Annotated in this window: 16 protein-coding genes; 13 read left to right on the top strand and 3 right to left on the bottom strand. The window is 71.2% G+C overall.

Annotated features, from left to right (window positions below; translation table 11 throughout):
* Window position 1: 1 nt before the first annotated feature.
* The 7 genes from gatB to AB5J56_RS14365 all read left to right on the top strand — a co-directional run bounded on the left by gatB (window position 2) and on the right by AB5J56_RS14365 (window position 9,158).
* Window positions 2-1,519 (top strand): Asp-tRNA(Asn)/Glu-tRNA(Gln) amidotransferase subunit GatB, encoded by a 1,518-nt coding sequence (gatB, locus tag AB5J56_RS14395; RefSeq protein WP_369233104.1) that lies wholly within the window; start codon window positions 2-4, stop codon window positions 1,517-1,519.
* Between the two features lie 276 nt (window positions 1,520-1,795).
* Window positions 1,796-4,033: an MMPL family transporter gene (locus tag AB5J56_RS14390; RefSeq protein WP_369233103.1), complete on the top strand. Its 2,238-nt coding sequence runs from the start codon at window positions 1,796-1,798 to the stop codon at window positions 4,031-4,033.
* Entirely contained in the window at window positions 4,011-4,586 is a 576-nt protein-coding gene (locus AB5J56_RS14385; RefSeq protein WP_369233102.1) for a GNAT family N-acetyltransferase, read from the top strand. The genes AB5J56_RS14390 and AB5J56_RS14385 overlap by 23 nt, the downstream gene beginning before the upstream one ends.
* Window positions 4,587-4,621: 35 nt before the next feature.
* Window positions 4,622-5,278 (top strand): hypothetical protein, encoded by a 657-nt coding sequence (locus AB5J56_RS14380; RefSeq protein WP_369233101.1) that lies wholly within the window; start codon window positions 4,622-4,624, stop codon window positions 5,276-5,278.
* A 181-nt stretch (window positions 5,279-5,459) separates the two neighbouring features.
* Entirely contained in the window at window positions 5,460-5,675 is a 216-nt protein-coding gene (locus tag AB5J56_RS14375) for a hypothetical protein (protein WP_369233100.1), read from the top strand.
* A gap of 113 nt (window positions 5,676-5,788) precedes the next feature.
* On the top strand, window positions 5,789-8,854 hold the full coding sequence (locus tag AB5J56_RS14370; protein ID WP_369233099.1) for an AAA family ATPase: 3,066 nt from the start codon (window positions 5,789-5,791) through the stop codon (window positions 8,852-8,854).
* A 37-nt stretch (window positions 8,855-8,891) separates the two neighbouring features.
* Entirely contained in the window at window positions 8,892-9,158 is a 267-nt protein-coding gene (locus AB5J56_RS14365; protein WP_369233098.1) for a DUF6191 domain-containing protein, read from the top strand.
* A gap of 16 nt (window positions 9,159-9,174) precedes the next feature.
* Here the strand turns inward: AB5J56_RS14365 and AB5J56_RS14360 are convergent, their stop codons facing one another.
* Together AB5J56_RS14360 and AB5J56_RS14355 are read right to left on the bottom strand one after the other, a co-directional pair.
* Window positions 9,175-10,323: a sorbosone dehydrogenase family protein gene (locus AB5J56_RS14360; RefSeq protein WP_369233097.1), complete on the bottom strand. Its 1,149-nt coding sequence runs from the start codon at window positions 10,321-10,323 to the stop codon at window positions 9,175-9,177.
* A 103-nt stretch (window positions 10,324-10,426) separates the two neighbouring features.
* Entirely contained in the window at window positions 10,427-11,425 is a 999-nt protein-coding gene (locus AB5J56_RS14355) for an aldo/keto reductase (protein WP_369242545.1), read from the bottom strand.
* A 75-nt stretch (window positions 11,426-11,500) separates the two neighbouring features.
* Here AB5J56_RS14355 and AB5J56_RS14350 point away from each other — a divergent pair, with 75 nt between their 5' ends.
* The 6 genes from AB5J56_RS14350 (at window position 11,501) to serA (ending at window position 21,542) form a co-directional block, all read left to right on the top strand.
* On the top strand, window positions 11,501-12,442 hold the full coding sequence (locus AB5J56_RS14350) for a 2-hydroxyacid dehydrogenase (RefSeq protein ID WP_369233096.1): 942 nt from the start codon (window positions 11,501-11,503) through the stop codon (window positions 12,440-12,442).
* 409 nt (window positions 12,443-12,851) lie between these two features.
* Entirely contained in the window at window positions 12,852-15,887 is a 3,036-nt protein-coding gene (locus tag AB5J56_RS14345) for a putative bifunctional diguanylate cyclase/phosphodiesterase (protein WP_369233095.1), read from the top strand.
* A 226-nt stretch (window positions 15,888-16,113) separates the two neighbouring features.
* The gene (locus AB5J56_RS14340) at window positions 16,114-17,997 is read left to right on the top strand and encodes an acetolactate synthase large subunit (protein ID WP_369233094.1); all 1,884 of its coding nucleotides are present in this window, start codon (window positions 16,114-16,116) and stop codon (window positions 17,995-17,997) included.
* A gap of 26 nt (window positions 17,998-18,023) precedes the next feature.
* The gene (gene ilvN / locus AB5J56_RS14335; RefSeq protein WP_369233093.1) at window positions 18,024-18,551 is read left to right on the top strand and encodes an acetolactate synthase small subunit; all 528 of its coding nucleotides are present in this window, start codon (window positions 18,024-18,026) and stop codon (window positions 18,549-18,551) included.
* Between the two features lie 127 nt (window positions 18,552-18,678).
* The gene (gene ilvC / locus AB5J56_RS14330; RefSeq protein ID WP_369233092.1) at window positions 18,679-19,680 is read left to right on the top strand and encodes a ketol-acid reductoisomerase; all 1,002 of its coding nucleotides are present in this window, start codon (window positions 18,679-18,681) and stop codon (window positions 19,678-19,680) included.
* A gap of 272 nt (window positions 19,681-19,952) precedes the next feature.
* Window positions 19,953-21,542, top strand: coding sequence for a phosphoglycerate dehydrogenase (serA, locus tag AB5J56_RS14325; RefSeq protein ID WP_369233091.1), 1,590 nt, complete (start codon window positions 19,953-19,955; stop codon window positions 21,540-21,542).
* Between the two features lie 134 nt (window positions 21,543-21,676).
* On the opposite strand, the gene AB5J56_RS14320 is transcribed toward serA, so the two are convergent.
* Window positions 21,677-24,634: a helix-turn-helix transcriptional regulator gene (locus AB5J56_RS14320; protein WP_369233090.1), complete on the bottom strand. Its 2,958-nt coding sequence runs from the start codon at window positions 24,632-24,634 to the stop codon at window positions 21,677-21,679.
* Window positions 24,635-24,745: the final 111 nt, after the last annotated feature.

Genomic DNA, 24,745 nt, shown 5'->3' with positions numbered 1-24,745 from the left:
CGTGACCACCACGACCGACGAGCTGCTGTCGTACGAGGACGCGCTGGCGTCGTACGACCCCGTCATGGGCCTCGAAGTCCATGTCGAGCTCGGCACCAAGACCAAGATGTTCTGCGGCTGTTCGACCGAACTCGGCCAGGACGCCAACACGCAGACCTGCCCCACCTGCCTCGGCATGCCCGGCGCGCTCCCGGTCGTCAACGCGATCGGTATCGAGTCGGCGATCAAGATCGGTCTCGCGCTGCACTGCGAGATCGCCGAGTGGTGCCGCTTCGCCCGGAAGAACTACTTCTACCCGGACATGCCGAAGAACTTCCAGACCTCCCAGTACGACGAGCCGATCGCCTTCAACGGCTACCTCGACGTGCAGCTGGAGGACGGCGAGGTCTTCCGTGTGGAGATCGAGCGCGCCCACATGGAGGAGGACACCGGCAAGTCGACCCACGTGGGCGGCGCGACGGGCCGTATCCACGGCGCCTCGCACTCCCTGCTCGACTACAACCGTGCGGGCATCCCCCTCATCGAGATCGTCACCAAGCCGATCGAGGGTGCGGGCGAGCGCGCCCCCGAGGTCGCCAAGGCGTACGTCGCCGAGCTGCGCGAGCTCATCAAGGCGCTCGGCGTCTCCGAGGCCCGCATGGAGATGGGCCAGATGCGCTGCGACGTGAACCTGTCGCTGCGCCCGCACGGCCGCGAGAAGTTCGGCACCCGCAGCGAGACCAAGAACGTGAACTCGCTGCGCTCCGTGGAGCGTGCCGCCCGCTTCGAGATCCAGCGGCACGCCGCGGTGCTCAGCTCCGGCGGCACGATCATCCAGGAGACCCGCCACTTCCACGAGGACACCGGGTCCACGACCTCGGGCCGCGTGAAGGAGGAGGCCGAGGACTACCGGTACTTCCCGGAGCCCGACCTCGTCCCGGTGGCGCCGTCGCGCGAGTGGGTCGAGGAGCTGCGTGCCTCTCTGCCCGAGCAGCCGCTGGCCCGCCGCAACCGGCTGCGCGAGGAGTGGGGCGTGGGCGCCCACGACATGCAGTCGATCCTCAACGCCGGTGCCATCGACCCGATCGTCGCCACGATCGAGGCCGGCGCGGACGCCGCTTCCGCCCGCAAGTGGTGGATGGGCGAACTGGCGCGCAGCGCCAACGAGTCGGGCAAGTCCCTGGAGGACCTGCCGATCACCCCGGCGCAGGTCGCCCGGGTGGCGCAGCTCGTCGCGGCCGGTGACCTGAACGACAAGCTCGCCCGCCAGGTCATCGAGGGCGTGCTCGCGGGCGAGGGCACCCCGGACGAGGTCGTCGACAAGCGCGGTCTGAAGGTCGTCTCGGACGAGGGCGCGCTGACCGCCGCCGTCGACGAGGCCATCGCCGGCAACCCGGGTGTCGCGGACAAGATCCGCGGCGGCAAGGTCGCCGCCGCCGGCGCCCTGGTCGGCGCGGTCATGAAGGCCACCCGTGGCCAGGCCGACGCGGCCCGCGTCAAGGAGCTCATCCTGGAGAAGCTGGGCGTCAGCGAGGGCTGACTCCGCCGTTCTTGAGGGCCTTAAGGGGTGCATCGGTTCCGATGCACCCCTTAAGCATGTCCTCGCGCGCATGTCCCCGCGCGCGGTGCGACAGAGTCCCTTGGAATGTCCTGTGACTTGGCTCGCACTCCTGTGAGTAAGTCCACGAAAGCGACAAAGGATCACTTCCGGCTGCAAGAGTGTCTTGGCATTGCTCATGCGTTCTTTGCGGGCTGTTCAGTTACATGTACTGCTGTTCCCGGTCAAAGATCCACAAATCACCCTGGGAGCACGTTCGTGGCAGCCCTTGCACGCTGGTGTGTACGGCACCGCCTCGTCGCCGTTCTGCTGTGGCTCACGGCCTTCGGCGGAGTGAGCGCCGCCGCGGCGGTCGTGGGCTCCGCGTACTCGAACGACTACGAGGCGCCGGGCACCGAATCGGGCCGCGCCACCCAGCTCCTGCAGGACGGCTTCCCCGGCCTCGGCGGCGACAGCGACACGGTGGTCTGGCACACCACCCCCGGCACCGTCCGCTCCGCCGACGTCGAGCAGACGATGACCCGGACCCTGGACAAGATCGCCGACCTTCCCGGTGTGGCCTCGGTCGTCAGCCCGTACGAAGGCGGGGTCGCGGGCCAGATCAGCGGCGACGGCCGTACGGCGTACGCGACGGTCACCTTCGACGACCAGGCCGAGGACATCGACAAGGGCGAGGCCCAGGCCGTCGTCGACACCGCCCGGGCCGCCGAGACGGACGGGCTGCAGGTGGAGCTGGGCGGCAGCGCCATCGCCCTCACGGAGTCCTCGGGCGGGCACATCGCCGAGGTCGTCGGCGTGGTCGTGGCCGCAGTGGTCCTCTTCCTCGCCTTCGGCTCGCTCGCCGCCTCGATGCTGCCCATCGCCACCGCGCTCGTCAGCGTCGGCACGGCGTACGCCTCGATCGTGCTGCTCGGCCACGTCATGACCGTCGCCGACTTCGCGCCCATGCTCGGCATGCTGATCGGGCTCGGCGTCGGCATCGACTACGCGCTGTTCATCGTGACCCGGCACCGCAGAGGCCTCAAACGCGGCCTGTCGGTGGCCGAGGCGGCGCAGAACGCCGTCGCCACCACCGGGCGCGCCGTCGTCTTCGCGGGCGCCACCGTCTGCATCGCGCTGCTCGGCATGCTCATCCTGCGGCTCGGCTTCCTCAACGGCGTCGCCATCGCCGCCTCGCTGACCGTGGTGCTCACCGTCGCGGCCTCGGTGACCCTGCTGCCCGCCCTGCTCTCCTTCATCGGCCCACGCGCCCTCAGCAGACGCGAGCGGCGGCGGCTGGCGGAGCACGGACCCGAGCCGGAGATCCCGACCGGCTTCGCCGCCCGCTGGTCCGCCTTCGTGGAGCGCCACCCCAAGCTGCTCGGCGCGTTCGCCGTCGTCGTCATGGCGCTGCTCGCGCTGCCCACGCTCTCGCTCCACCTCGGCACCTCCGACCAGGGCAACAACCCGAAGACGGCCACCACGCGCCAGGCGTACGACCTGCTGGCCGAGGGCTTCGGGCCCGGCGTGAACGGACCGCTGACCCTGGTCACCAAGGTCGACAGCGGCGCCGACAAGCTCGCGCTCGACAACCTCGACAGCACCCTCCGGGCCACCGCCGGAGTCCAGTCGGTGACCCCGGTGACGTACGACACCGCAGGCAGCACCGCCTACCTCACCGTCGTCCCGGAGTCCGCGCCGCAGTCCCAGAAGACCAGTGACCTGGTGGACCGGCTGCGCACCGAGGTGCTGCCGCGCGCCGAGGCGGACACCACGCTCGACCTGCACGTCGGCGGGGTGACGGCGAGCTACGACGACTTCGCGGACGTCATCGTCGGCAAGCTGCCGCTCTTCGTCGGCGTCGTCATCGGCCTCGGCTGCGTCCTGCTGCTGCTCGCCTTCCGCTCCCTGGGCATCCCGCTGAAGGCCGCCGTGATGAACATCGCCGCCGTGGCCGCCGCCTTCGGTGTCGTCGTCGCGATCTTCCAGTGGGGCTGGGGGAGCGAGCTGCTCGGCCTCGGCCGCGCCGGACCGATCGAGCCGTTCCTCCCGGTGATCATGGTGTCCGTCCTCTTCGGGCTCTCCATGGACTACCAGGTCTTCCTGGTCAGCCGGATGTACGAGGAGTGGCTGGAGACCGGCGACAACCGGCGGGCCGTCCGGGTCGGCCTCGCCGAGACCAGCCGTGTGATCAACTCCGCCGCCGTGATCATGATCTCGGTCTTCCTCGCCTTCGTCCTCAGCGGCGACCGGGTGATCGCGATGTTCGGCATCGCCCTCGCCGCGGCTGTCGCCCTGGACGCCTTCATCCTGCGCACGCTCCTCGTCCCCGCCCTCATGCATCTGCTCGGCGGCGCCAACTGGTGGCTGCCCGGCTGGCTCGACCGGCGCCTGCCGCGCATCAGCATCGAGCCGCCCGAGTGCCGTGCCGCGCATGAGAGGCTCACGGACGTAGTGGACGTGGACGACGTACTGGAGAAGGAGCTGCGGCAGGATGTACGCGATATCCCTGGGTGACGACAGCGCGGAACTGCGGCCCCTGGAGCCCTGGCACGCCGAGGAGTTCCTGGCCAACCTCGATCGGGGCCGGGAGTTCATCGGGCAGTTCATTCCCTTCGGCTCGAAGGCCACGGACGTCGTCTCCGCGCGGGAGACACTCCAGCGGTACGCCGACATGCGGGCCGCCGACACCGGCTCCTTCCACGGCATCTGGCTGGACGGAAAGCTCGTGGGCGGGGTGCTCACGCTCAACTTCGACGCGGAGCGGGGCAACTGCGAGGTCGGGTGCTGGCTGGAGCCGGCCGCGACCGGGCGCGGGCTGATCACCCGGGCGATGCGGGTGCTCATCGACTGGGCGATCGAGGACCGCGGCATCCACCGCGTCGAGTGGATCGCCGCCTCCGGGAACCTGGCGAGCCTGAACGTGGCCCGGCGTCTCGGCATGACCAGGGACGGCGTACAGCGCGAGAGCCACCTCCATCACGGCGTACGGCACGACCTGGAGGTGTGGTCGCTGCTCGCCCCGGAATGGCGTGCGGCACGCGCGCGTGGCGCGCACAGCGATCATTAAGGAACCTCTCAGACAGCGTCCGTACCGTGCCTTCCATGGGAACCAAGACAGTGGACGAGGCCGTGGACGCGAACGGCACTGAGGCGAAGAGCGACAAGGAGACGGTGGACGTCACCAAGGCCGACGTCACCAAGACGGACGTCACCAAGACGGACGTCACCAAGACGGATCTCGCCGAGGCCGACGAGACCGCGGAGGCCTCCGCCGACGCGGAGGGCTCTGCCGACATCGAGGACGAGAACGCCGAAGAGCACGCCGACGGCCCGGCCGAGGCGGCCGCGGACAAGCCCTCCTCGGCCATCGGCCAGGGCGCCGCGGCCGTCGTGGCGGCGGCCCTCGGCCTGGTCTCGCTGACCGGCAGCTGGCTCGGCACCGTCGCGCAGGCGCGCGACTCTCTGTACGGCCAGCTGGAGACCGCGCAGAGCGCGAGCGTCTCCACGCAGATCAAGCAGGTCTACGCCGACTCGTGGAACGCCAACGCGCTGGTCGCCGGGATCTTCGCGCTGGTGGCCCTGCTCGCCGGTGTCGCCGTCCTTGCCCGGCCGGCGTTCGGCAACCCCGAGCGGGTGCCGGCCCAGGCCCCGTGGATCAAGTCCGTCGCCTGGGCGGGCGTCGCGCTCGGCCTGATCGGCCTGCTGCTGGCCGTCCTCAAGTACACCGACGTCCTGATGGCCATGCCGACCACCAGCTGACCGGCGAATACGACGACTTCTGAGGGGCCTTAGGCCCGCCGTGGACGACTTACGGCGGACCTAAGGCCCCTCGCGCGTTCAAGATGCGGAAGTCTCCCGATGTGGCGCACCCCCCTTGGAGACGAAGGTTGAGGCATCGCAACAAGCGAGGCAGAAACCGACTCTTCACGAGGGGCACAAGATGTTCGAGTACGAGCTTTCCCAGACCCGGTCCGCCGAACTGCGGGCCGCGGCCGAGCACGACCGCCTGGTGCGCGAGGCGCTCCGCGTCCGCCGTGCCGCCCGCCGCACGGAGGCATACGAGGCCGCGCGGGGTGAGGCCTCCGCACAGGGCGGCACCGACGCCCGGTCCCATAGCCGCCGTCCGCGGCGGCACCGGTTCGCCCGCGCCGCGTGAGCGCCGGGACACGGGAGGGCGGCCGTACGGGGGTCGGCCGCCTTCCGCAGGATCCAGCGGCACCGGTCGTGGCTCTCCCCACGACCGGTGCCGCGTTGTCGGACCCCTGTGCGATGCTCGGGCAGGTGGAGACCAGGTCCGTCAGCCCGGTATTCGTCGGCCGCGCCGACGAGTTGGGGGTACTGAACGATGCGCTCGCCCGCGCCGCCGCGGGCGAGCCGCAGGCGTTGCTGCTCGGCGGCGAGGCGGGCGTCGGCAAGACGCGGCTGCTGGAGGAGTTCGCCGACGCGGCCGCCCGCGAGGGTGCCGTCTTCGCCTGCGGAGGCTGCGTCGAGATCGGCGCCGACGGGCTGCCGTTCGCCCCCTTCTCCGCCGCCCTGCGCGCCCTGCGCCGACAACTCCCGGACGAGCTGGCCCAGGCCGCCGCCGGACAGGAGGAGGAGCTGGCCCGGCTGCTGCCGGAGCTGGGCGACCCGTCCCGCCGGCCGGACAGCCGGCACGGCGAGGAGGGCATGGCCCGCCTCTTCGAACTCACCGTCCGCCTCCTGGAGCGCCTCGCCGCCGACCGCACGGTCGTCGTCGCCCTCGAAGACCTGCACTGGGCGGACGACTCCACCCGCCACCTCCTCGCCTACCTCTTCCGCACGCTGCGCACCGGCCGGCTCGTCGTGGTCGCCAGCTACCGCGCCGACGACATCCACCGCCGCCACCCGCTGCGCCCGCTGCTCGCCGAGCTGGACCGGCTGCGCACGGTCCGCCGTATCGAGCTGAACCGCCTCAGCCGTGCCGAGGTCGGCCGTCAGATCGCCGGAATCCTCGCCCAGGAGCCGGACCCGGCCCAGGTCGACGAGATCTTCGAACGCTCCGACGGCAACGCCTTCTTCGTCGAGGAGCTGGCCGTCGCCTGCCACGAGGGCGGCCGCACGGGCCTGACCGACTCCCTGCGCGACCTGCTCCTGGTCCGCGTCGAGAGCCTGCCGGAAGGCGCCCAGCGGGTCGCCCGGATCGTCGCCGAGGGCGGCTCCACCGTCGAGTACGCGCTGCTCGCCGCCGTCGCCCGGCTCGCCGAGGACGACCTCATCGAGGCGCTGCGGGCCGCCGTCGGCGCCAACATCCTGCTCGCCTCGCCCGGCGGCGACGGGTACCGCTTCCGCCACTCCCTGGTCCGCGAGGCCGTCAGCGACGACCTGCTGCCCGGCGAGCGCTCCCGCCTCAACCGCCGCTACGCCGAGGCCCTGGAGGCCGACCCCGGGCTCGTACCGGCCGACGAGCGCACCACCCGCCTGGCCAGCTACTGGTACCACGCGCACGACGCCGCCAAGGCCCTGCCCGCCGTCCTCGACGCCTCCGTCGAGGCCCGCTGCCGGCACGCCCACTGCGAGCAACTCCGGCTCCTGGAACGGGCGATGGAGCTGTGGGACGTCGCCCCCGACGCCGTACGGACCGCCCTGCAACCCGCCGACTACGTGGGGGTGTACGCGCCCTGCGTCCCGGAGACCGCCCCGCTGCGCTATCTCGACCTGATGGCCGAGGCCGCCGTCGCGGGCCGGCTGTGCGGGGCGCGCGAGCGCGCGCTGAAGATCACCAAGCGGGCGCTGCACCTCCTGGAGGACGAGCAGGACCCCCTGCGCGCCGCCTGGTTCTGGGTCCAGCGCTCCCGCCTGGTGCAGGCGCAGGCCCGCGGAGACGGCCGGCAGGAACTCGCCAACGCCCAGGAGCTGGTCCGCGGTCTGCCGCCCTCCGAGGTGCACGCCGAGGTCCTCGCCTTGGTCGCCAGCTGGTCCATGCTCCACGAGCCGGGCCCCGACGTCCTCTCCGACGCCCAGCGAGCCGTCGAGTACGCGCGCATGGTGGACGCCGACGAGATCGAACTGACCGCGCGGCTCACCCTCGGCGGACTCATGGTCGACGCGGGCGACATCGAAGCGGGCCTCGCCGAGATGTACGAGGTCAAGGAGCAGGTGGCCGAGCGCCGTCTGGCCGCCGTCGTGGGCCGCAGCCATGTGAACCTGCCGTCCGTCCTGGAAGGCGTCGGCCGCTCCACGGAAGCCGTCGGCATCCTGCGCGACGGACTGCGCCTCACCCAGGAGATGGGCCTGCTCGACTCGGAGGCCTGGGTATGGCTCAACCTCACCAAGTCGCTCTTCTCACTGGGGCGTTGGGACGAGTCCCGCGACGCCGCGGTGAAGGCGCGGACCATCGGTGAGAGCGCCAAGCCGCGCGGTGGCGGCTCCACCCAGTTCGCCCGGCTCGCGCTCGCTCGCGGCGAGACCGCCGAGGCGGCCCGCCAACTGGACGCGGCGCGCGCCCACTTCGGCACTCACGACCCCATGCACCAGATCAACCTGCCCATGACCGAGGTCGCCATCGGCATCGCCGTCGCCGAGGGCCGCCTCCTCGACGCCCGCGCCGAGCTCGACCGCGCCCTCGGCGCCGGCTTCCCGCCCGGCACCCAGCGCTACGCCTGGCCGGTGCTGCTCGCCGCCGCCTCCGCGGAGGCCGACGCCCGAGGCCTGCCCGTCGCCGAGCCGGGCCGCGCCGAAGCCGTCGAACGCATCCGCACGGCCGCCAGGACACTCGCGACCGGGGCGCCGCTCTGGCACGCGTACGAGCGGTGGGTCCGTGTCGAACTCCGGCGCGCCGAGGGATGGCGCACCCCGGACGAGTGGGGCGAGGTGGCAGCCGTCTTCGAGTCACTGGAGCGCCCCTACGACCTCGCGCGCGTCCGGTACCGCCTGGCCGAGGCACTGCTGGCGTCGGGCACCGACGCGGGCACCGACGACGAGGAGCGCGACCGCGCCACGGAGCTGCTCCGGCTGGCCCGGGCCGTCGCCGACCACCTCGGCGCCCGCCCTCTCGCCGAAGCCGTGGCGCTGCTCGCCCGGCGCGCCCGCCTCGCCCTGGAGCACCCGCCCCGGCAGGCCACTCTGGCCGCCGTGGACCCGGCGCAGGCGCTCGGCCTCACCAGCCGCGAGCGCGATGTCCTGCGCCTTGTCGCGGACGGCCGCAGCAACCGCGGGATCGCCGAGGAGCTGTTCATCTCTCCGAAGACGGCCAGCGTCCATGTGTCGAACATTCTCGCCAAGCTCGGCGTCTCAGGAAGGGGCGAGGCGGCTGCGCTGGCGCACCGGCTGCGGCTGTTCCCGCCCGAGACCCCCACCGCGCGGGCGGCGGGGTGAGGCTTACGCTGTAAGGGATTCGGCCGAGGGAGGCCCCGTGTTCAACATGTTCGAGGAGCTCTTCGCACCAGGTCGCAAGCACACCAACGACGAGCGCAAGCGGCTGGAACTGAGCCGCGTGGACCTGAACGACGGCGACCCCGGCCGCGGACCGATAGACCTGTCCTCGGGCAAGGTGGTCGTACGCCTGCCCTCACATGAGCAGGAGCAGGGGTACGACCAAGAGCGCGACCAGGCGTCCACGGAACCGGACGAGCGCGCGGGCGTGGACGAGGGCGAGGACAGGGACGGGAAGGGGGCCTGAGGGCCCGGCCCGGCCGCTACTTCACCTCCAGCTCCAGGATCCGGTCGTCCCCCTTCCCCGGCGTCCCCCGCCCGTCCGTCTCGCTCGTGACCAGCCACAGCTTGTCGCCGCCCGCCGAGACCACCGTGCGCAGCCGGCCGTACTTGCCCTGGAGGAAGGCCTGCGGGTCGGCGGAGGCCTCGGTGCCGCGCAGCGGGATGCGCCACAGGCGTTCGCCGCGCAGGCCCGCCATCCAGATCGAGCCCTCGGCGTAGGCGATGCCGCTGGGGGAGGCGTCGGACGTGTGCCACTGGGCGATCGGGTTGTGGTACTTCGCGTCGTCGCTCTTGCCCTCGACCACCGGCCAGCCGTAGTTGTCGCCCGGTTTGATCTGGTTCAGCTCGTCCCAGGTGTCCTGGCCGAACTCGGAGGCCCACAGGCGCTGTTTGTCGTCCCAGGCCAGGCCCTGGACGTTGCGGTGGCCATAGGAGTAGACGGGGGAGTCGTCGAAGGGGTTGCCGGGCGCCGGCTCGCCCTCCGGGGTCAGTCGGAGGATCTTGCCGCCGAGGGCGTTCTTGTCCTGGGCCAGGTCCCTGTCACCGGTCTCGCCCGCGCCGGCGTACAGCATCTTGTCGGGGCCGAACGCGATCCGGCCGCCGTTGTGGATCATGCCCTTGGGGATGCCCTTGAAGATCGTGTCGGGTGCCCCGAGCTGCTCGCCCGCCGGCTTCTTCTCGTCGTACAGCATGCGGGCGATGCGGTTGTCGGACTCCGTGGTGAAGTACGCGTAGATCATGTGGTCCGAGGCGTACGTGGGGGAGAGCGCGAGCCCCAGCAGGCCGCCCTCCCCGGCGGGGGCCACCCCGGGGACCTCGCCCAGCACGGTCTTCTTGCCGGTGCCCTCGTCGACCCGGGTGATCGTCCCCTCGTCCCGCGAGGAGACGAGGAGGTCGCCCTCGGGCAGCGGCGCGAGGCCCCAGGGGGACTTGAGGTCCTCGGTGACCGTGCGCAGCACCTTCACCGAGCCCTTCGCGGGCGGGGCGTCCTCCTGGGCCTTCTCGGAGGGCGAGGCCCCCTGCTTCGTACCACTCGGGGAGGCGCTTGTGCCGCCGGTCCGGTCTCCTCCGTCGTCGGAGGAGCAGCCGGCCGCCAGCATCAGCGCGCCCGCGGCCAACACGGCTGTCACAGCTCGACGTTGCACGATCAAGGTCCCTTCGACGCGTGGTTCTACTGTGTCTTACACCGCTGGTGCGGCGCAGGTTCCCGATCAATGAATCCTGTCGGGTGACTCAGTCCCAGGACCCGCGCGCCCCCGGCAGCTTCGCGATCTCCGTGAGATCCTCCGCCGTCAGCGCCAGCCCGGCCGCGCCCGCGTTCTCCACGACCCACCGCTCCCGCTTCGCCCCCGGCACCGGCACCACGTGCCGCCCCTGCGCCAGCACCCAGGCCAGCGCGACCTGCGCGGGCGTGACGCCGTCCCCGTGCCTGCGGGCGATGCGCCGCAGGCCGACGACGATCGGCTGGTTCGCCGCCATCATCTCGGCGGTGAAGCGGGGATGCCGGGCGCGTACGTCATCGGGTTCGAAGCCCTGTCCGGGGGTGAGCGTCCCGGTCAGGAAGCCGTTGCCCAGCGGCATCGCGGCCAGGAAACCCACGCCACGCGCCGCGCACCACGGCAGCAGCGCGTCCAGGGCCTCCGCCGACCACACCGACAGCTCGGCCTGCACCGCGCTCACCGGGAAGACCTGCTGCACCCGTTCCAGCTGCCGGATCGTTCCGTCGTGCAGCCGCCCGCCCGAGCGGCGTCCGGCGCGGGCCCCCACCGCGCACAACCCCAAAGACCGTACTTTTCCGGCCGAAACCAGCTCGGCCATCGCACCCCACGTCTCCTCGACCGGAACCTCGGGGTCGGCGCGGTGCAGCTGATAGAGATCGATCACGTCCGTCTGCAGCCGGCGCAGTGACGCGTCGCAGGCCCGCTTCACATAGCCGGGGCGCCCGTTGGCCACGATGTGCTGCTCGCCCACCAGCAGACCGACCTTGGTCGACACGAACGCCTCGGGGCGCCGCTCCTTCAACACCCGCCCCAGCAGCAGCTCGTTGGTGAACGGCCCGTACATGTCGGCCGTGTCGAGCAGCGTCGCACCCCGGTCGAGCGCCGCGTGCACCGCGCGCACCGACTCCTCGCCCCGCTGCCTCGAACCGGTGTAAGCCCAGCTCATCGGCATGCATCCGAGCCCGACCGCCCCCACATCGAGCGTCGCCGCACCGATCGTCCTGCGCTCCACCTGGACGTACCCTCCCTCTCCTGGCACCCCAAACTAACCTCTGCACACCCACACGCTTCGCATAGCCTCCTGACCATGACTTCCGATGTATGGCTTCCGTTTCGCGCCGACGAGATCGACGGGCTCCCCGAGGGCCTCAACTACCGCTTCTGGAACGGTGACCAGGAGTTTCCCGCGGATCCCGCCGAGTGCGCGTTCTATGTCGTCCCCTACATGAAGGCGCCCGCCGTCTCGCAGCGCCCGATGGCCGAAATGGCATCGGTACGGGCCGTGCAGACGCTCTCGGCCGGAGTCGACCATGTCCTGCCGGCCCTGAAGTCCCTTCGCCCGGGCGTGCAGTTGTGCAATGCGCGCGGGGTGCACGAGGCGAGCACCGGTGAACTCACCCTCGCGCTGATCCTCGCCTCCCTGCGGGGCATCCCCGGCTTCGTCCGGGGCCAGGACAAGGAGGAGTGGCGGTCGGGGTTCTACCCGGCGCTGGCCGACAAGACGGTGCTGATCGTGGGGTACGGGTCGATCGGGGCCGCGATCGAGGACCGGCTCGCGCCCTTCGAGCTGGAGCGGGTGGTGCGCGTCGCGCGCTCCGCGCGCACTACGGAGCGCGGGCGGGTGCACGCGCTCACCGAGCTTCCCGCTCTCCTTCCCGACGCGGACGTCGTCGTCCTGTCCACCCCCCTCACCGACGCCACCCGCGGCCTGGTGAACGCCGACTTCCTGGCCCGCATGAAGGACGGCGCCCTGCTGGTCAACGTCGCCCGCGGACCCGTGGTGGACACGAAGGCGCTTCTCGCAGAACTCGAGAACGGCCGCATCACCGCCGCACTCGACGTCACCGACCCCGAACCGCTGCCCCAGGGGCACCCGTTGTGGCACGCGCCCGGCGTCCTCATCAGCCCCCATGTCGGCGGCCCCACCTCGGCGTTCATGCCGCGTGCCAAGCGCCTCCTGGTCGCACAGCTGAACCGCTTCTCGCGCGCGGAGCCGCTGAAGAACGTCGTTCTCACGACCGGCGCGTAACGCGCCTCCGTTCACGGCGCGTTCGCTTCCCGTCCGCTTCGGGCACTCTTCGCAGTCCCCCGAATGCGCGGTGTGTCCACACCGCCGCTGATCGTCACGGAGCGTAGAGGGGCTATGTCCCTGAGTGACGATACTGGTGTATCGTCCCGACAGGGGCTGCGCCGTGCACCGTTCGGCGCCGGGGATGGAACATCAGACTGCGAGGGGGGCGACGGGCGATGCACAGCCTATGGAGCAACGATCCGACGCGGCGGGGACGCCGGCGGCGACCCTGGCGTTCGGCCGCGCGCAGACAGAAACAGGGCTGCCAGAGCGGACATCACCACCGCAGGCACGGCGGCCGCCGGAGGCATGCTCATCCACCGCCCAGGGATCCGAGGGACCCCGGAGCCCGGACCGGGTGGACCCGGTGAGCTCCCCGGGAGCGCTGCTGACCCGCGGACCGGTGACCGGCGGCGGGACGGGCCTGTGCTCACAGCTCCTGCTGGCCCTGGTCTGCGCGGGATACGCCGTCGGTTCCGCGCTCGGCTGGGGCTCCGCGAGCCTCGCACTGGTCATGGGCGACTTCGGGCTGAGCGCCGCGGCGGGCACCGCGGCGGTCTCCTGCTTCCTCTACGCCCGCACCCGTCGCAGCCGTTTTCGACCCGCGTGGCTGCTCTTCTCGCTCTCCTCCGCCATGGCGTCGCTGGGCAACCTGGTCTGGGGGTGGTACGAGGTGGTCCTGGACCGCCCGGTACCCAGCCCCAGCTACGCCGACCTGTTCTTCCTGTGCTTCGCACCGCCCGCCATCGTAGGACTGCTCGTGCTCGCCAAGAGGCCTGTGACCAAGGCGGGTTGGGTGTGCCTGGCGCTGGACGCCTGGCTGATCGGCGGCTCGCTGCTCACGCTGTCCTGGAGCCTCGCGCTGGCGCAGGCGGCGAGGTTCGACGGGCCGAGCGTCGCCCACACCGCCCTCTCGCTGGCGTACCCGCTGCTGGACATCGCCCTGGTCAGCATGGTGCTCGCGCTGCACTTCCGGCGCTCCTCGGTCAACCGCTCCGCGGTGAACACCGCGATCGGCGCACTCGCCCTGACCGTGATGTGCGACGCCCTGTTCACCTCACCTCTGCTGCACAACGACTACCGCTCCGGGCAGCTCCTCGACGCGGGCTGGTTCGCCGGCTCGCTGCTCCTGGCGTACGCCCCCTGGGTCGGCCGCTTCGGACGGCCGGACGGCGACGGGCACGCGCGCGTGGTGCACGAACACATCCCGGGTCCGCGCCAGGAAGGGTCCCAGCGGTACGAGGGGCATGACGGCCGGGAGGGGCGCGGCGGGCGCGACGGGTATGCGGAACACCAGGAGTACCAGGAGCATCAAGGGCGCCCGGAGCAGCAAGGGGGCCATCCGTACGTGCTCCCGCAGGACGGCGGGCAGGGGCGGTATTCGGCCACCCGCCCGATCACCGGCTCGCTGGCCGCGCTCACGCCCTATCTGGCCGCCGCCGTCTGCACGTTGGGGATCCTCTACAACGTCCTCAACGGCCGAAGCGTCGACCGCGTCGTGCTCATCACCGCCGGCCTGGTCGTCCTCGCCCTCGTCGTGCGCCAGGGCATCATGCTCCTCGACAACATCACCCTGACTCAGGAACTGGCCCAGAAGGAGAACCACTTCCGCTCCCTGGTGCAGGGCTCCAGCGACGTCATCATGATCGCCGCGCCCAACGGCATCCTGCACTACGTCAGTCCGGCCGCCTCCGGGGTCTACGGCCGGGACGCCGAGGACCTCGTCGGCTCCGAACTCGCCTCGCTGATCCACCCGGAGGACCTGGGCTGCGTGGTGCACGAGGTGCGCCGCTTCCTCGCCGCCAGCCCTGTGGAGGAACCCACCACCCGCATCGAGTGCCGCTTCAAGTCCGGCGACGGCGGCTGGCTCAATGTGGAGTCCACCGTCAACCGCCACCACGGCGGCCTCATCTTCAACAGCCGCGACGTGACCGAAAGGGTGCGCCTCCAGGCCCAGCTGCAGCACAACGCCGAGCACGACCCGCTCACGGACCTGCCCAACCGCGCCCTGTTCACCCAACGCGTCCAGCAGGCGCTCTCCGGCCGCCGCTCCTCCGACCGGGGCACGGCCGTCCTCTTCATCGACCTCGACGGCTTCAAGGCCGTCAACGACACGATCGGGCACCAGGCCGGGGACGAGCTGCTCGTCCAGGCCGCCCGCAGACTCCAGGACGCCGTCCGGTACGGGGACACCGCCTCCCGCCTGGGCGGCGACGAGTTCGCGGCCCTCATCGTCGGCGACGGCACCCGCGACCGCACCGCGCGCGAAGGCCATATCTTCGAGCTCGCCGACCGCCTCCGCGTCACGCTCTCGCAGCCGTACGACATCGACGGCAACGATGTCCGGGTCGCCGCGTCCATCGGCGTCGCCTTCTCCGAGCCGGGTCTCGGCGCGGGCGAGCTGCTGCGCAACGCCGACCTCGCCATGTACCGGGCCAAGGCGGCCGGCAAGGGCCGCGTCGAGCTGTACGCACCCCAGATGCAGCAGGACGTCGTACGGAAGGCGGAGCTGGCCACGCGGCTGCGCGCCGCCCTGCACGACGGCGAGTTCGCCCTGCTGCACCAGCCCGTGGTCTCACTGGAGAGCGGCCGGATCACCTCGGTCACCGCCCAGGCGCGCTGGCGCTCCTCCCAGGGCGTGTTCTTCACGCCCGCCGAGTTCCTGCGCGTCGCCGAGGACAGCGACAAGACCGCCGAGCTGGGCCGATGGATGCTCGAGGAGGCCATCGAGCAGGCCTCCGAGCGCGCCGCCACCGGCCTCGCCGTGCCCGTCACCGTCCGGATGAGCGCCCGGCGCCTGATGGACCGCTCCCTGCCCCTCGGCTCCGTCGAGTCCCTCCTCACCCGGCACGGGCTCGCCTCCGGCGCGCTGATCGTCGAGCTGTCGGACACCGACCCGAGAGTCTCCCTGGACGAGCTGGAACGCCGCCTGGGCGCCCTGCGCAGGCTCGGTGTCCGGATCGCCCTGGACGGCTTCGGCAGCGGCTACGCGGCCATCACCGCCCTGCGCCGCCTCCCCGTCGACGTACTGAAACTGGACAGGAGCCTCGTCGAAGGCGTCGTCGAGTCCGCGCGGCTGCACAAGATCACCAGCGGGCTGCTGCGTATCGCCACCGACCTGGGGCTGCAGTCCGTGGCCGACGGCGTGGACCTGCCCGAGCAGGTCGTCGCCCTGCGTGCGATGGGCTGCACCCACGGGCAGGGCATGGCGTTCTGCGGGCCGCTGGACGAGTACCGGCTGCGCCGGGCGCTGGCCGCGGGCCACTATCCGGTCCCGCACGGGCCCATCGAGCCTGCGTTCGCGGGCGGCGGCGCGGGGGTGTACACCGGTGGTGTGCCCGCTGTCTACGGAGGCGGTACCGCCCTCCGCTCACATAATGAGACTCCCGTCCCACCCACTTGACAGTCAGTGCGTGCCGGGGGGAGGGTCAATGCCATGCGCACCCGAATTCTCGTACTTGGAAAGCGCGTCGGCTGAAGCTGGTGACTACCGGACGGACCCGGAACACCCAGCGACCGCACCCGGCGCGCTCCCCTCGCTTGCCTCACGGCACGAGGGGTTTTTTGTTGCACAGGCACCAGTCCAACACCGTACAAACCTCGCAAAAACCCTCAGCATCGAGAAGAGAATGCCGATGACCGAGCAGGCCACCGGGGCCCACCATCCGCAGCCGCGGCCCCGTTCCGGAGGACAGCAGTCCGCCCCCGAGCACGTCACGGGTGCGAAGTCCCTCATCCGTTCTCTTGAGGAGGTCGGGGCCGACACGGTATTCGGCATTCCCGGCGGTGCGATCCTCCCGGCCTACGACCCGCTGATGGACTCGAAGCGCGTGCGCCACGTGCTCGTCCGCCACGAGCAGGGCGCAGGTCACGCGGCCACGGGCTACGCGCAGGCCACCGGCAGAGTCGGTGTCTGCATGGCGACCTCGGGCCCCGGTGCCACCAACCTGGTGACGCCGATCGCGGACGCACACATGGACTCGGTGCCGCTCGTGGCGATCACCGGGCAGGTCGCGTCCAAGGCGATCGGCACGGACGCCTTCCAGGAGGCGGACATCGTCGGCATCACGATGCCGATCACCAAGCACAACTTCCTTGTCACCAAGGCGGAGGACATCCCGCGGACGATCGCGGAGGCCTTCCACATCGCCTCCACCGGCCGTCCGGGCCCCGTCCTCGTCGACATCGCCAAGGACGCCCTCCAGGCGCAGACCACCTTCCAGTGGCCGCCCACCCAGGACCTGCCCGGCTACCGCCCGGTGACCAAGCCGCACGCCAAGCAGATCCGCGAGGCCGCCAAGCTGATCACCCAGGCCAAGCGGCCCGTCCTCTACGTCGGCGGCGGCGTTCTCAAGGCCAAGGCCACCGCCGAGCTGAAGGTCCTCGCAGAACTCACCGGAGCGCCCGTCACCACCACACTGATGGCGCTCGGCGCATTCCCCGACAGCCACCCGCTGCACGTGGGAATGCCGGGCATGCACGGTGCGGTCACCGCCGTCACCGCGCTGCAGAAGGCCGACCTGATCGTCGCCCTCGGAGCCCGCTTCGACGACCGCGTCACCGGCAAGCTGGACAGCTTCGCCCCGTACGCCAAGATCGTGCACGCCGACATCGACCCCGCGGAGATCGGCAAGAACCGCGCCGCCGATGTGCCGATCGTCGGTGACGCCCGCGAGGTCATCGCCGACCTGGTGCAGGCCGTGCAGAAGGAGCACAGCGAGGGTCACGCCGGCGACTACTCCGCCTGGTGGAAGGACCTCAACCGCTGGCGCGACAACTACCCGCTCGGCTATGACCAGCCCGAGAACGGGTCGCTCTCGCCGCAGCAGGTCATCGAGCGCGTCGGGCAGCTCGCGCCGGAGGGCACGATCTTCGCCGCGGGCGTCGGCCAGCACCAGATGTGGGCCGCGCACTACATCCAGTACGAGAAGCCGGCGACCTGGCTGAACTCGGGCGGCGCCGGAACCATGGGCTACGCGGTCCCGGCCGCGATGGGCGCCAAGGCCGGAGCCCCGGACCAGACCGTCTGGGCGATCGACGGCGACGGCTGCTTCCAGATGACCAATCAGGAGCTCACCACCTGCGCCCTGAACAACATCCCGATCAAGGTCGCCATCATCAACAACGGCGCCCTCGGGATGGTCCGCCAGTGGCAGACCCTCTTCTACAACCAGCGCTACTCCAGCACGGTCCTGCACTCCGACGACACCGGTCACCACACGACCGGCTCCCAGGTCGGTGCGTCCACGGCGCCCCGCCAGGGCACCCGCGTCCCCGACTTCGTGAAGCTGTCGGAGGCCATGGGCTGCTACGCGATCCGCTGCGAGTCCCCGGACGACCTCGACAAGTGCATCGAGGAGGCGAACTCGATCAATGACCGCCCCGTCGTGATCGACTTCATCGTGCACGAGGACGCCATGGTGTGGCCGATGGTCGCCGCCGGCACCTCGAACGACGAGATCATGGCCGCCCGGGACGTCCGCCCCGACTTCGGCGACAACGAAGACGACTGAGAGCCGTAGGAAAAGGAACGAGACCCATGTCCAAGCACACGCTCTCCGTCCTCGTCGAGAACAAGCCCGGTGTCCTCGCCCGGATCACGGCCCTGTTCTCCCGACGCGGCTTCAACATCGACTCGCTCGCCGTGGGCGTCACCGAGCACGCCGACATCTCCCGCATCACCATCGTGGTGAACGTGATCGAGGAACTCCCCCTCGAACAGGTCACCAAGCAGCTCAACAAGCTCGTCAACGTGCTGAAGATCGTCGAGCTGGAACCGGCATCGGCCGTTCAGCGCGAACTCGTTCTGGTGAAGGTGCGCGCCGACAACGAGACGCGCTCCCAGATCGTCGAGATCGTCCAGCTGTTCCGCGCCAAGACCGTGGACGTCTCCCCGGAGGCCGTCACGATCGAGGCCACCGGCGGCAGCGACAAGCTGGAGGCCATGCTCAAGATGCTGGAGCCGTTCGGCATCAAGGAGCTCGTCCAGTCCGGCACGATCGCCATCGGCCGCGGCGCCCGTTCGATCACGGACCGGTCGCTGCGCGCTCTGGACCGATCCGCGTAAGTCTGTAACCGGCTTGATCCGGGCGGCCAGCGACCGTCGACCGCCCGGATGCCGAGACCCGAAAACTTCCCTTCCCCCGCCCGCCGTACGGTGGGACGCAACACCTGCACACCAAGGAGATATCCCAGTGGCCGAGCTGTTCTACGACGCCGACGCCGACCTGTCCATCATCCAGGGCCGCAAGGTCGCGGTCATCGGATACGGCAGCCAGGGCCACGCCCACGCGCTGTCGCTCCGTGACTCGGGTGTCGACGTGCGTGTCGGTCTGCACGAGGGCTCCAAGTCCAAGGCGAAGGCCGAGGAGCAGGGCCTGCGCGTGGTGACCCCGGCCGAGGCCGCCGCCGAGGCCGACGTCATCATGATCCTGGTCCCGGACCCGATCCAGGCCCAGGTCTACGAGGAGTCCATCAAGGACAACCTGACCGACGGCGACGCGCTGTTCTTCGGCCACGGCCTGAACATCCGCTTCGACTTCATCAAGCCCCCGGCCGGCATCGACGTCTGCATGGTCGCCCCCAAGGGCCCGGGCCACCTCGTCCGCCGCCAGTACGAAGAGGGCCGCGGCGTTCCCTGCATCGCGGCCGTCGAGCAGGACGCGACCGGCAACGCCTTCGCGCTCGCGCTGTCGTACGCGAAGGGCATCGGCGGCACCCGCGCCGGCGTCATCAAGACGACGTTCACCGAGGAGACCGAGACCGACCTGTTCGGTGAGCAGGCTGTCCTGTGCGGCGGCACCGCAGCGCTGGTCAAGGCGGGCTTCGAGACGCTGACCGAGGCCGGCTACCAGCCCGAGATCGCGTACTTCGAGTGCCTCCACGAGCTGAAGCTCATCGTCGACCTGATGTACGAGGGCGGCCTGGAGAAGATGCGCTGGTCCGTCTCGGAGACCGCCGAGTGGGGCGACTACGTCACCGGCCCGCGCATCATCACGGACGCCACCAAGGCCGAGATGAAGAAGGTCCTCGCCGAGATCCAGGACGGCACCTTCGCCCGCGAGTGGATGGCCGAGTACCACGGCGGCCTGAAGAAGTACAACGAGTACAAGACCGCGGACGAGAACCACCTCCTGGAGACCACCGGCAAGGAGCTCCGCAAGCTCATGTCGTGGGTCAACGACGACGAGGCGTAAGCCGTACGGCGAAGGGGCCGGAGCATCCCGCTCCGGCCCCTTCGGTGAACCCCGGGTAACGTCCGTGAACACGGCGTTGTCCACCCCGTCCAGCCACGGACGGGTGATCCTTCCACGGAGGCGCAAGACGGCCTCCGTAGCGCCACTACACTGCTGGACAACAAACGCGTCAGGCCCACAGCGTCGTGCGTCTTCTACGCGGCAAGCACCCTCCACCGCCTGCGGCCGTCGGGACGGCCGTCCGCATCGGCATTGGATTTGTGAGGACTCACGTGAGCTCGAAACCTGTCGTACTCATCGCTGAAGAGCTGTCGCCCGCGACCGTCGACGCCCTGGGCCCGGACTTCGAGATCCGGCACGCGAACGGCGCGGACCGCGCCGAGCTGCTGCCCGCGATCGCCGATGTCGACGCGATCCTGGTCCGCTCGGCCACCAAGGTCGACGCGGAGGCGATCGCCGCCGCGAAGAAGCTGAAGGTCGTCGCACGAGCCGGCGTCGGCCTGGACAACGTCGACGTCTCCGCCGCCACCAAGGCCGGCGTGATGGTCGTCAACGCCCCCACCTCGAACATCGTGACCGCCGCCGAGCTGGCCTGCGGTCTGCTGCTGGCCACCGCGCGCCACATCCCGCAGGCCAACACCGCGCTGAAGAACGGCGAGTGGAAGCGCTCCAAGTACACGGGCGTGGAGCTGGCCGAGAAGACCCTCGGCGTCGTCGGTCTCGGCCGCATCGGCGCGCTGGTCGCGCAGCGCATGTCGGCGTTCGGCATGAAGGTCGTCGCGTACGACCCCTACGTCCAGCCCGCCCGCGCGGCGCAGATGGGCGTCAAGGTCCTGTCGCTGGACGAGCTGCTGGAGGTCTCCGACTTCATCACCGTGCACCTGCCGAAGACGCCCGAGACCGTCGGTCTCATCGGCGACGAGGCGCTGCACAAGGTCAAGCCGTCGGTCCGTATCGTCAACGCCGCGCGCGGCGGGATCGTCGACGAGGAGGCGCTGTACTCGGCGCTCAAGGAGGGCCGCGTCGCGGGCGCCGGCCTCGACGTGTACTCCAAGGAGCCGTGCACGGACTCCCCGCTCTTCGAGCTCGACCAGGTCGTCTGCACCCCGCACCTCGGTGCCTCCACGGACGAGGCGCAGGAGAAGGCCGGTGTCTCCGTCGCCCGCTCGGTGCGCCTCGCCCTCGCCGGTGAGCTCGTCCCCGACGCGGTGAACGTCCAGGGCGGTGTCATCGCCGAGGACGTCAAGCCGGGCCTGCCGCTCGCCGAGAAGCTCGGCCGCATCTTCACCGCCCTCGCGGGCGAGGTCGCGGTCCGCCTCGACGTCGAGGTGTACGGCGAGATCACCCAGCACGACGTGAAGGTGCTGGAGCTCTCGGCGCTGAAGGGTGTCTTCGAGGACGTCGTCGACGAGACCGTGTCGTACGTCAACGCCCCGCTGTTCGCCCAGGAGCGCGGCGTCGAGGTCCGGCTGACCACCAGCTCGGAGTCCTCGGACCACCGCAACGTGGTGACCGTGCGCGGCACGCTCTCCAACGGCGAGGAGGTCTCGGTCTCCGGCACGCTCGCCGGCCCGAAGCACCACCAGAAGATCGTCGCCGTCGGCGAGTACGACGTCGACCTCGCGCTCGCCGACCACATGGTCGTCCTGCGCTACGCCGACCGTCCCGGCGTGGTCGGCACCCTCGGCCGCATCCTCGGCGAGGCCGGCATCAACATCGCGGGCATGCAGGTCTCCCGCGCGGTCGCCGGCGGCGAGGCCCTCGCGGTCCTCACGGTCGACGACACGGTGCCGCCCGTGACGGTGACGGAGCTCGCGGAGGAAATCGGAGCGACGTCGGCTCGCTCGGTCAACCTCGTCTGAGGTTGCCCGAGCCGTGGGGGCTGCCGCCCCCACACCCCCGCTTCGGCCTGAACGGCCTCGTCCTCAAACGCCGGACGGGCAAAACCCTTCACTCCCGTCCGGCGAGAAGGATTAGCCCCTCCGGCGTTTGAACCTCACTCCGCCTCGATCAGCCCTTCCCGGTACGCGACCGCGACAGCCTCCCCGCGGCTGGCAGCCCCCAGCTTCGCCAGGATGTTGGAGACGTGCACACTCGCGGTCTTGCCGCTGATGTACAGCTCCTCGCCGATCTGGCGGTTGGAGCGGCCGCGGGCGAGGAGCCGTAGGACGTCGTTCTCGCGGGCCGTCAGGGCCGTGGCCCCGCCCGGTGCCGGCGGGGCGTCGGCCAGGCGCCCGCGCCGGACGAGCGCGTCCACGGCGTCCAGCAGCGGCGTCGCACCCAGCCGCACGGCGACCTCGCGAGCGGCGGAGGCCTGCTCGGCGGCCTCCGTCCGACGGCCCGCCGTGAGCAGTGCCTCGGCCAACCTGCGCCTGCAACGGGCCAGTTCGTACGGGTCGTCGTACGCGAACGCGGTGACCGCCTTCTCCCAGGCCGCGACGTCCGGCCCGGACACCGTGCGCGTCCACTCCGCCTCCGCGCGGGCCAGCCACGCGAGCCCCTCAGGACCCTGCTCGCTGCCGTCCTGGCCCTTCGCGGCCGTGGTCCGGGCCAGCTCCACCAGCTCGGTGGCGGTTTCCACCACGTGCTCGGCGCCTGCCGTGTCGCCGGTCAGGCGCAGTTCCTCGGCGCGGTCGGCGACCGCGGCCAGGGCGAGCGCGGCGAGCCGTACACCGACGTCCGGCCGCTCGTTGGTCGCCCCGTCGGCGAGCGCGGCGAGCGTGCCGCGGACCCGCTCGACGGCGGCCTCAGGATCGCCGCTCAGGGCCGCGGCGTCGGTGAGCACGATGCCCGCGACGAGCGTCGCCATCCAGTCGAACGGCTGGTCGAGGAGGTCGCGGGCCCGGTCGACGGCGGACTGCTCTCCGCGGGCCAGCGCCACGTACAGGGCGGGGCCGGTGGCGAACCGGCTGGACATGGGCAGCCGTTCGGCGTCGCCGTCGGCAGCGCGGGCGCACTCGTCCCAGCGGCCCAGCGTGTAGAGGATCAGGGACTGGAGATAGCGCAGCTCCAGGGCGTACGGCGAGGAGAGGAGCCCGGTGCGGCCCGCGCGCTCCAGCCCGTCCGAGAGCCAGGTCAGGCATTCGTCGAGGGCGCCGGACTCATAGCTCCCGATGGCGAGGCTGAACAGCGCCCGTATCTCGACGGAGTCGTTGCCCGCGCTCCGGGCCAGCTCGCGGGCCCGCCGCAGCCGCTCCCGGCCCTCGGGAGTGCGCCGGCCCGGGCCCTCGATACCGACCAGGGAGATCATCAAGTCGGCCTGGGCGTCAGGCAACCGGAGTTCCTCGGCGGTACGCAGGGCCTGATGGGCGACGCGCCGGGCCGTCTCGTCGTCGCCCACGAACCGTGCCGCCATGACGTGGGTGGCCGCGGCCCACACCCAGGTACGCGACGGGGGCTCGGCCGGGATCAACGCCAGTGCCTCGCTGCTGTACGTGAACGCGGCCGTCAGGTTGTCGACCCGCAGGAGGTTGCCGGCGAGGGTGTAGCGGACGCGGGCGGCCAGTTCGGAGTCGACGTCCGAGCCCGCCCGGGCGAGCGCGGTGCGGGTGAGGGAGACCGCGCGATGGCTCTCGCCGGCGTGCATGGCCGCGGCCGAGGCGCGCAGCATGAGGGTCACCGTGTCCTGGTCCTGGGGGCGCGCGGCGGGGTCCACCGCGGGCCACAGCTCCAACGCGGTCTCCAGATGGCGCAGTTGCTCCGCGGGCGCGCCGAGCCGGTGCGCGTGGTCGGCCGCTTGGAGGGAGGCGGCGAGGGCGTCGGCGAGGTCGTGGCTCTCGCGTGAGTGATGGGCGCGCTCGGCCGCGCTCTTGGCCGGGTCGCCGCGCCCGGCCAGCAGTTGGGCGAACGACCGGTGCAGCCGGACGCGCTCCCCGGGCAGCAGATCGGCGTAGACGGCCTCGCGGGTGAGGGCGTGCCGGAAGGAGTAGGTGGCGTCGTCGCCGGGGACCAGGAGCATCCGGCCGACGGCTTCGCGCAGCGCCGACTCCAGCTCGTCCTCGCCCAGTTGGACGGCGTCGCGCAGCAGATCGTGCTCGACGCGGCGCCCGGCGACGGCGGCCGTGCGCAGCACCTGCTGGGCGGTCTCGGAGAGCTGCTCGATGCGGATGAGCAGGACATCGGCGAGGCCGCTCGGCATCGCCTCGGACGCCGGGCCGGAGCCGCAGGGCGGGGTGTCGGCGGTCGCGGCGACCAACTCCTCCGCGTAGAAGGCGTTTCCCTCGGCGCGTTCGACGATGCGGCTGACGGTGGTGTCCGGGAGCGTCTCGCTGTGCAGGGCGCGCACCAGGCAGGCCACCTCCGCGTCGGCCATCGGCCGCAGTTCGAGCCGGTCGACGGCGGGCAGCCGCACCAGCTCGGCCAGCAGCGGGCGCAGGGGATGGCGGCGGTGCAGGTCGTCGGCCCGGTACGACGCGCACACCGCGAGGCGGTGCGTGGCGGCGCCGCCCGCGGACCGTTGCAGGATCCCGCGGCTGAGCAGGAACCGCAGCAGGTCGCGCGAGGACTGGTCCGCCCAGTGCAGGTCTTCGAGGACCAGCAGCAGCGGCACGATGTCGGCGACGTCGGCCAGCAGACCGGCCACGTCCTCGAAGAGCTGGAGCCGGCTGCCCTCGGTGCCGCAGCCGAGCAGCCGGTCGACCGCGGAGTGCGCCGCCAGGGCGGGGGCGAACCTCTCGTCGGCGGCCAGCGCGCCGAGGATCTCGGTGAACGGGAGATACGGCAGGCCCACGTCGCCGAGGTCGACGCAGTGACCGGTGAGCACGGTCATGCCGGTCCGGGCGGCGTGCGCGGCGGCCTCTGTCAGGATGCGGGTCTTGCCGACACCGGCGTCTCCCGCGATCAGTACGGCGCGGGGGTTGCCCTCCTGGGCGCGGTCGAGCATCCCGGTCAGCCGGGCCAGTTCGTCGTTCCGGCCGATGAGCGGCGTACCGAAGGTCTGTGACACGGGGTCCATCCTGGCACGGAGGTCCGACACCATGGGCAGGCCTTTTTCCGGAGCTCCGCGCCGGGCCTCCGTATCGGGCCGGACGACCTTGTCGCCGAACGCCGTACGGGCGGAAAACGC

Source organism: Streptomyces sp. R21 (genome assembly GCF_041051975.1).
Lineage (GTDB): Bacteria > Actinomycetota > Actinomycetes > Streptomycetales > Streptomycetaceae > Streptomyces.
The sequence above is the reverse complement of the archived record's forward strand: the minus strand, read 5'-3'. Positions and strand labels throughout refer to the sequence as shown.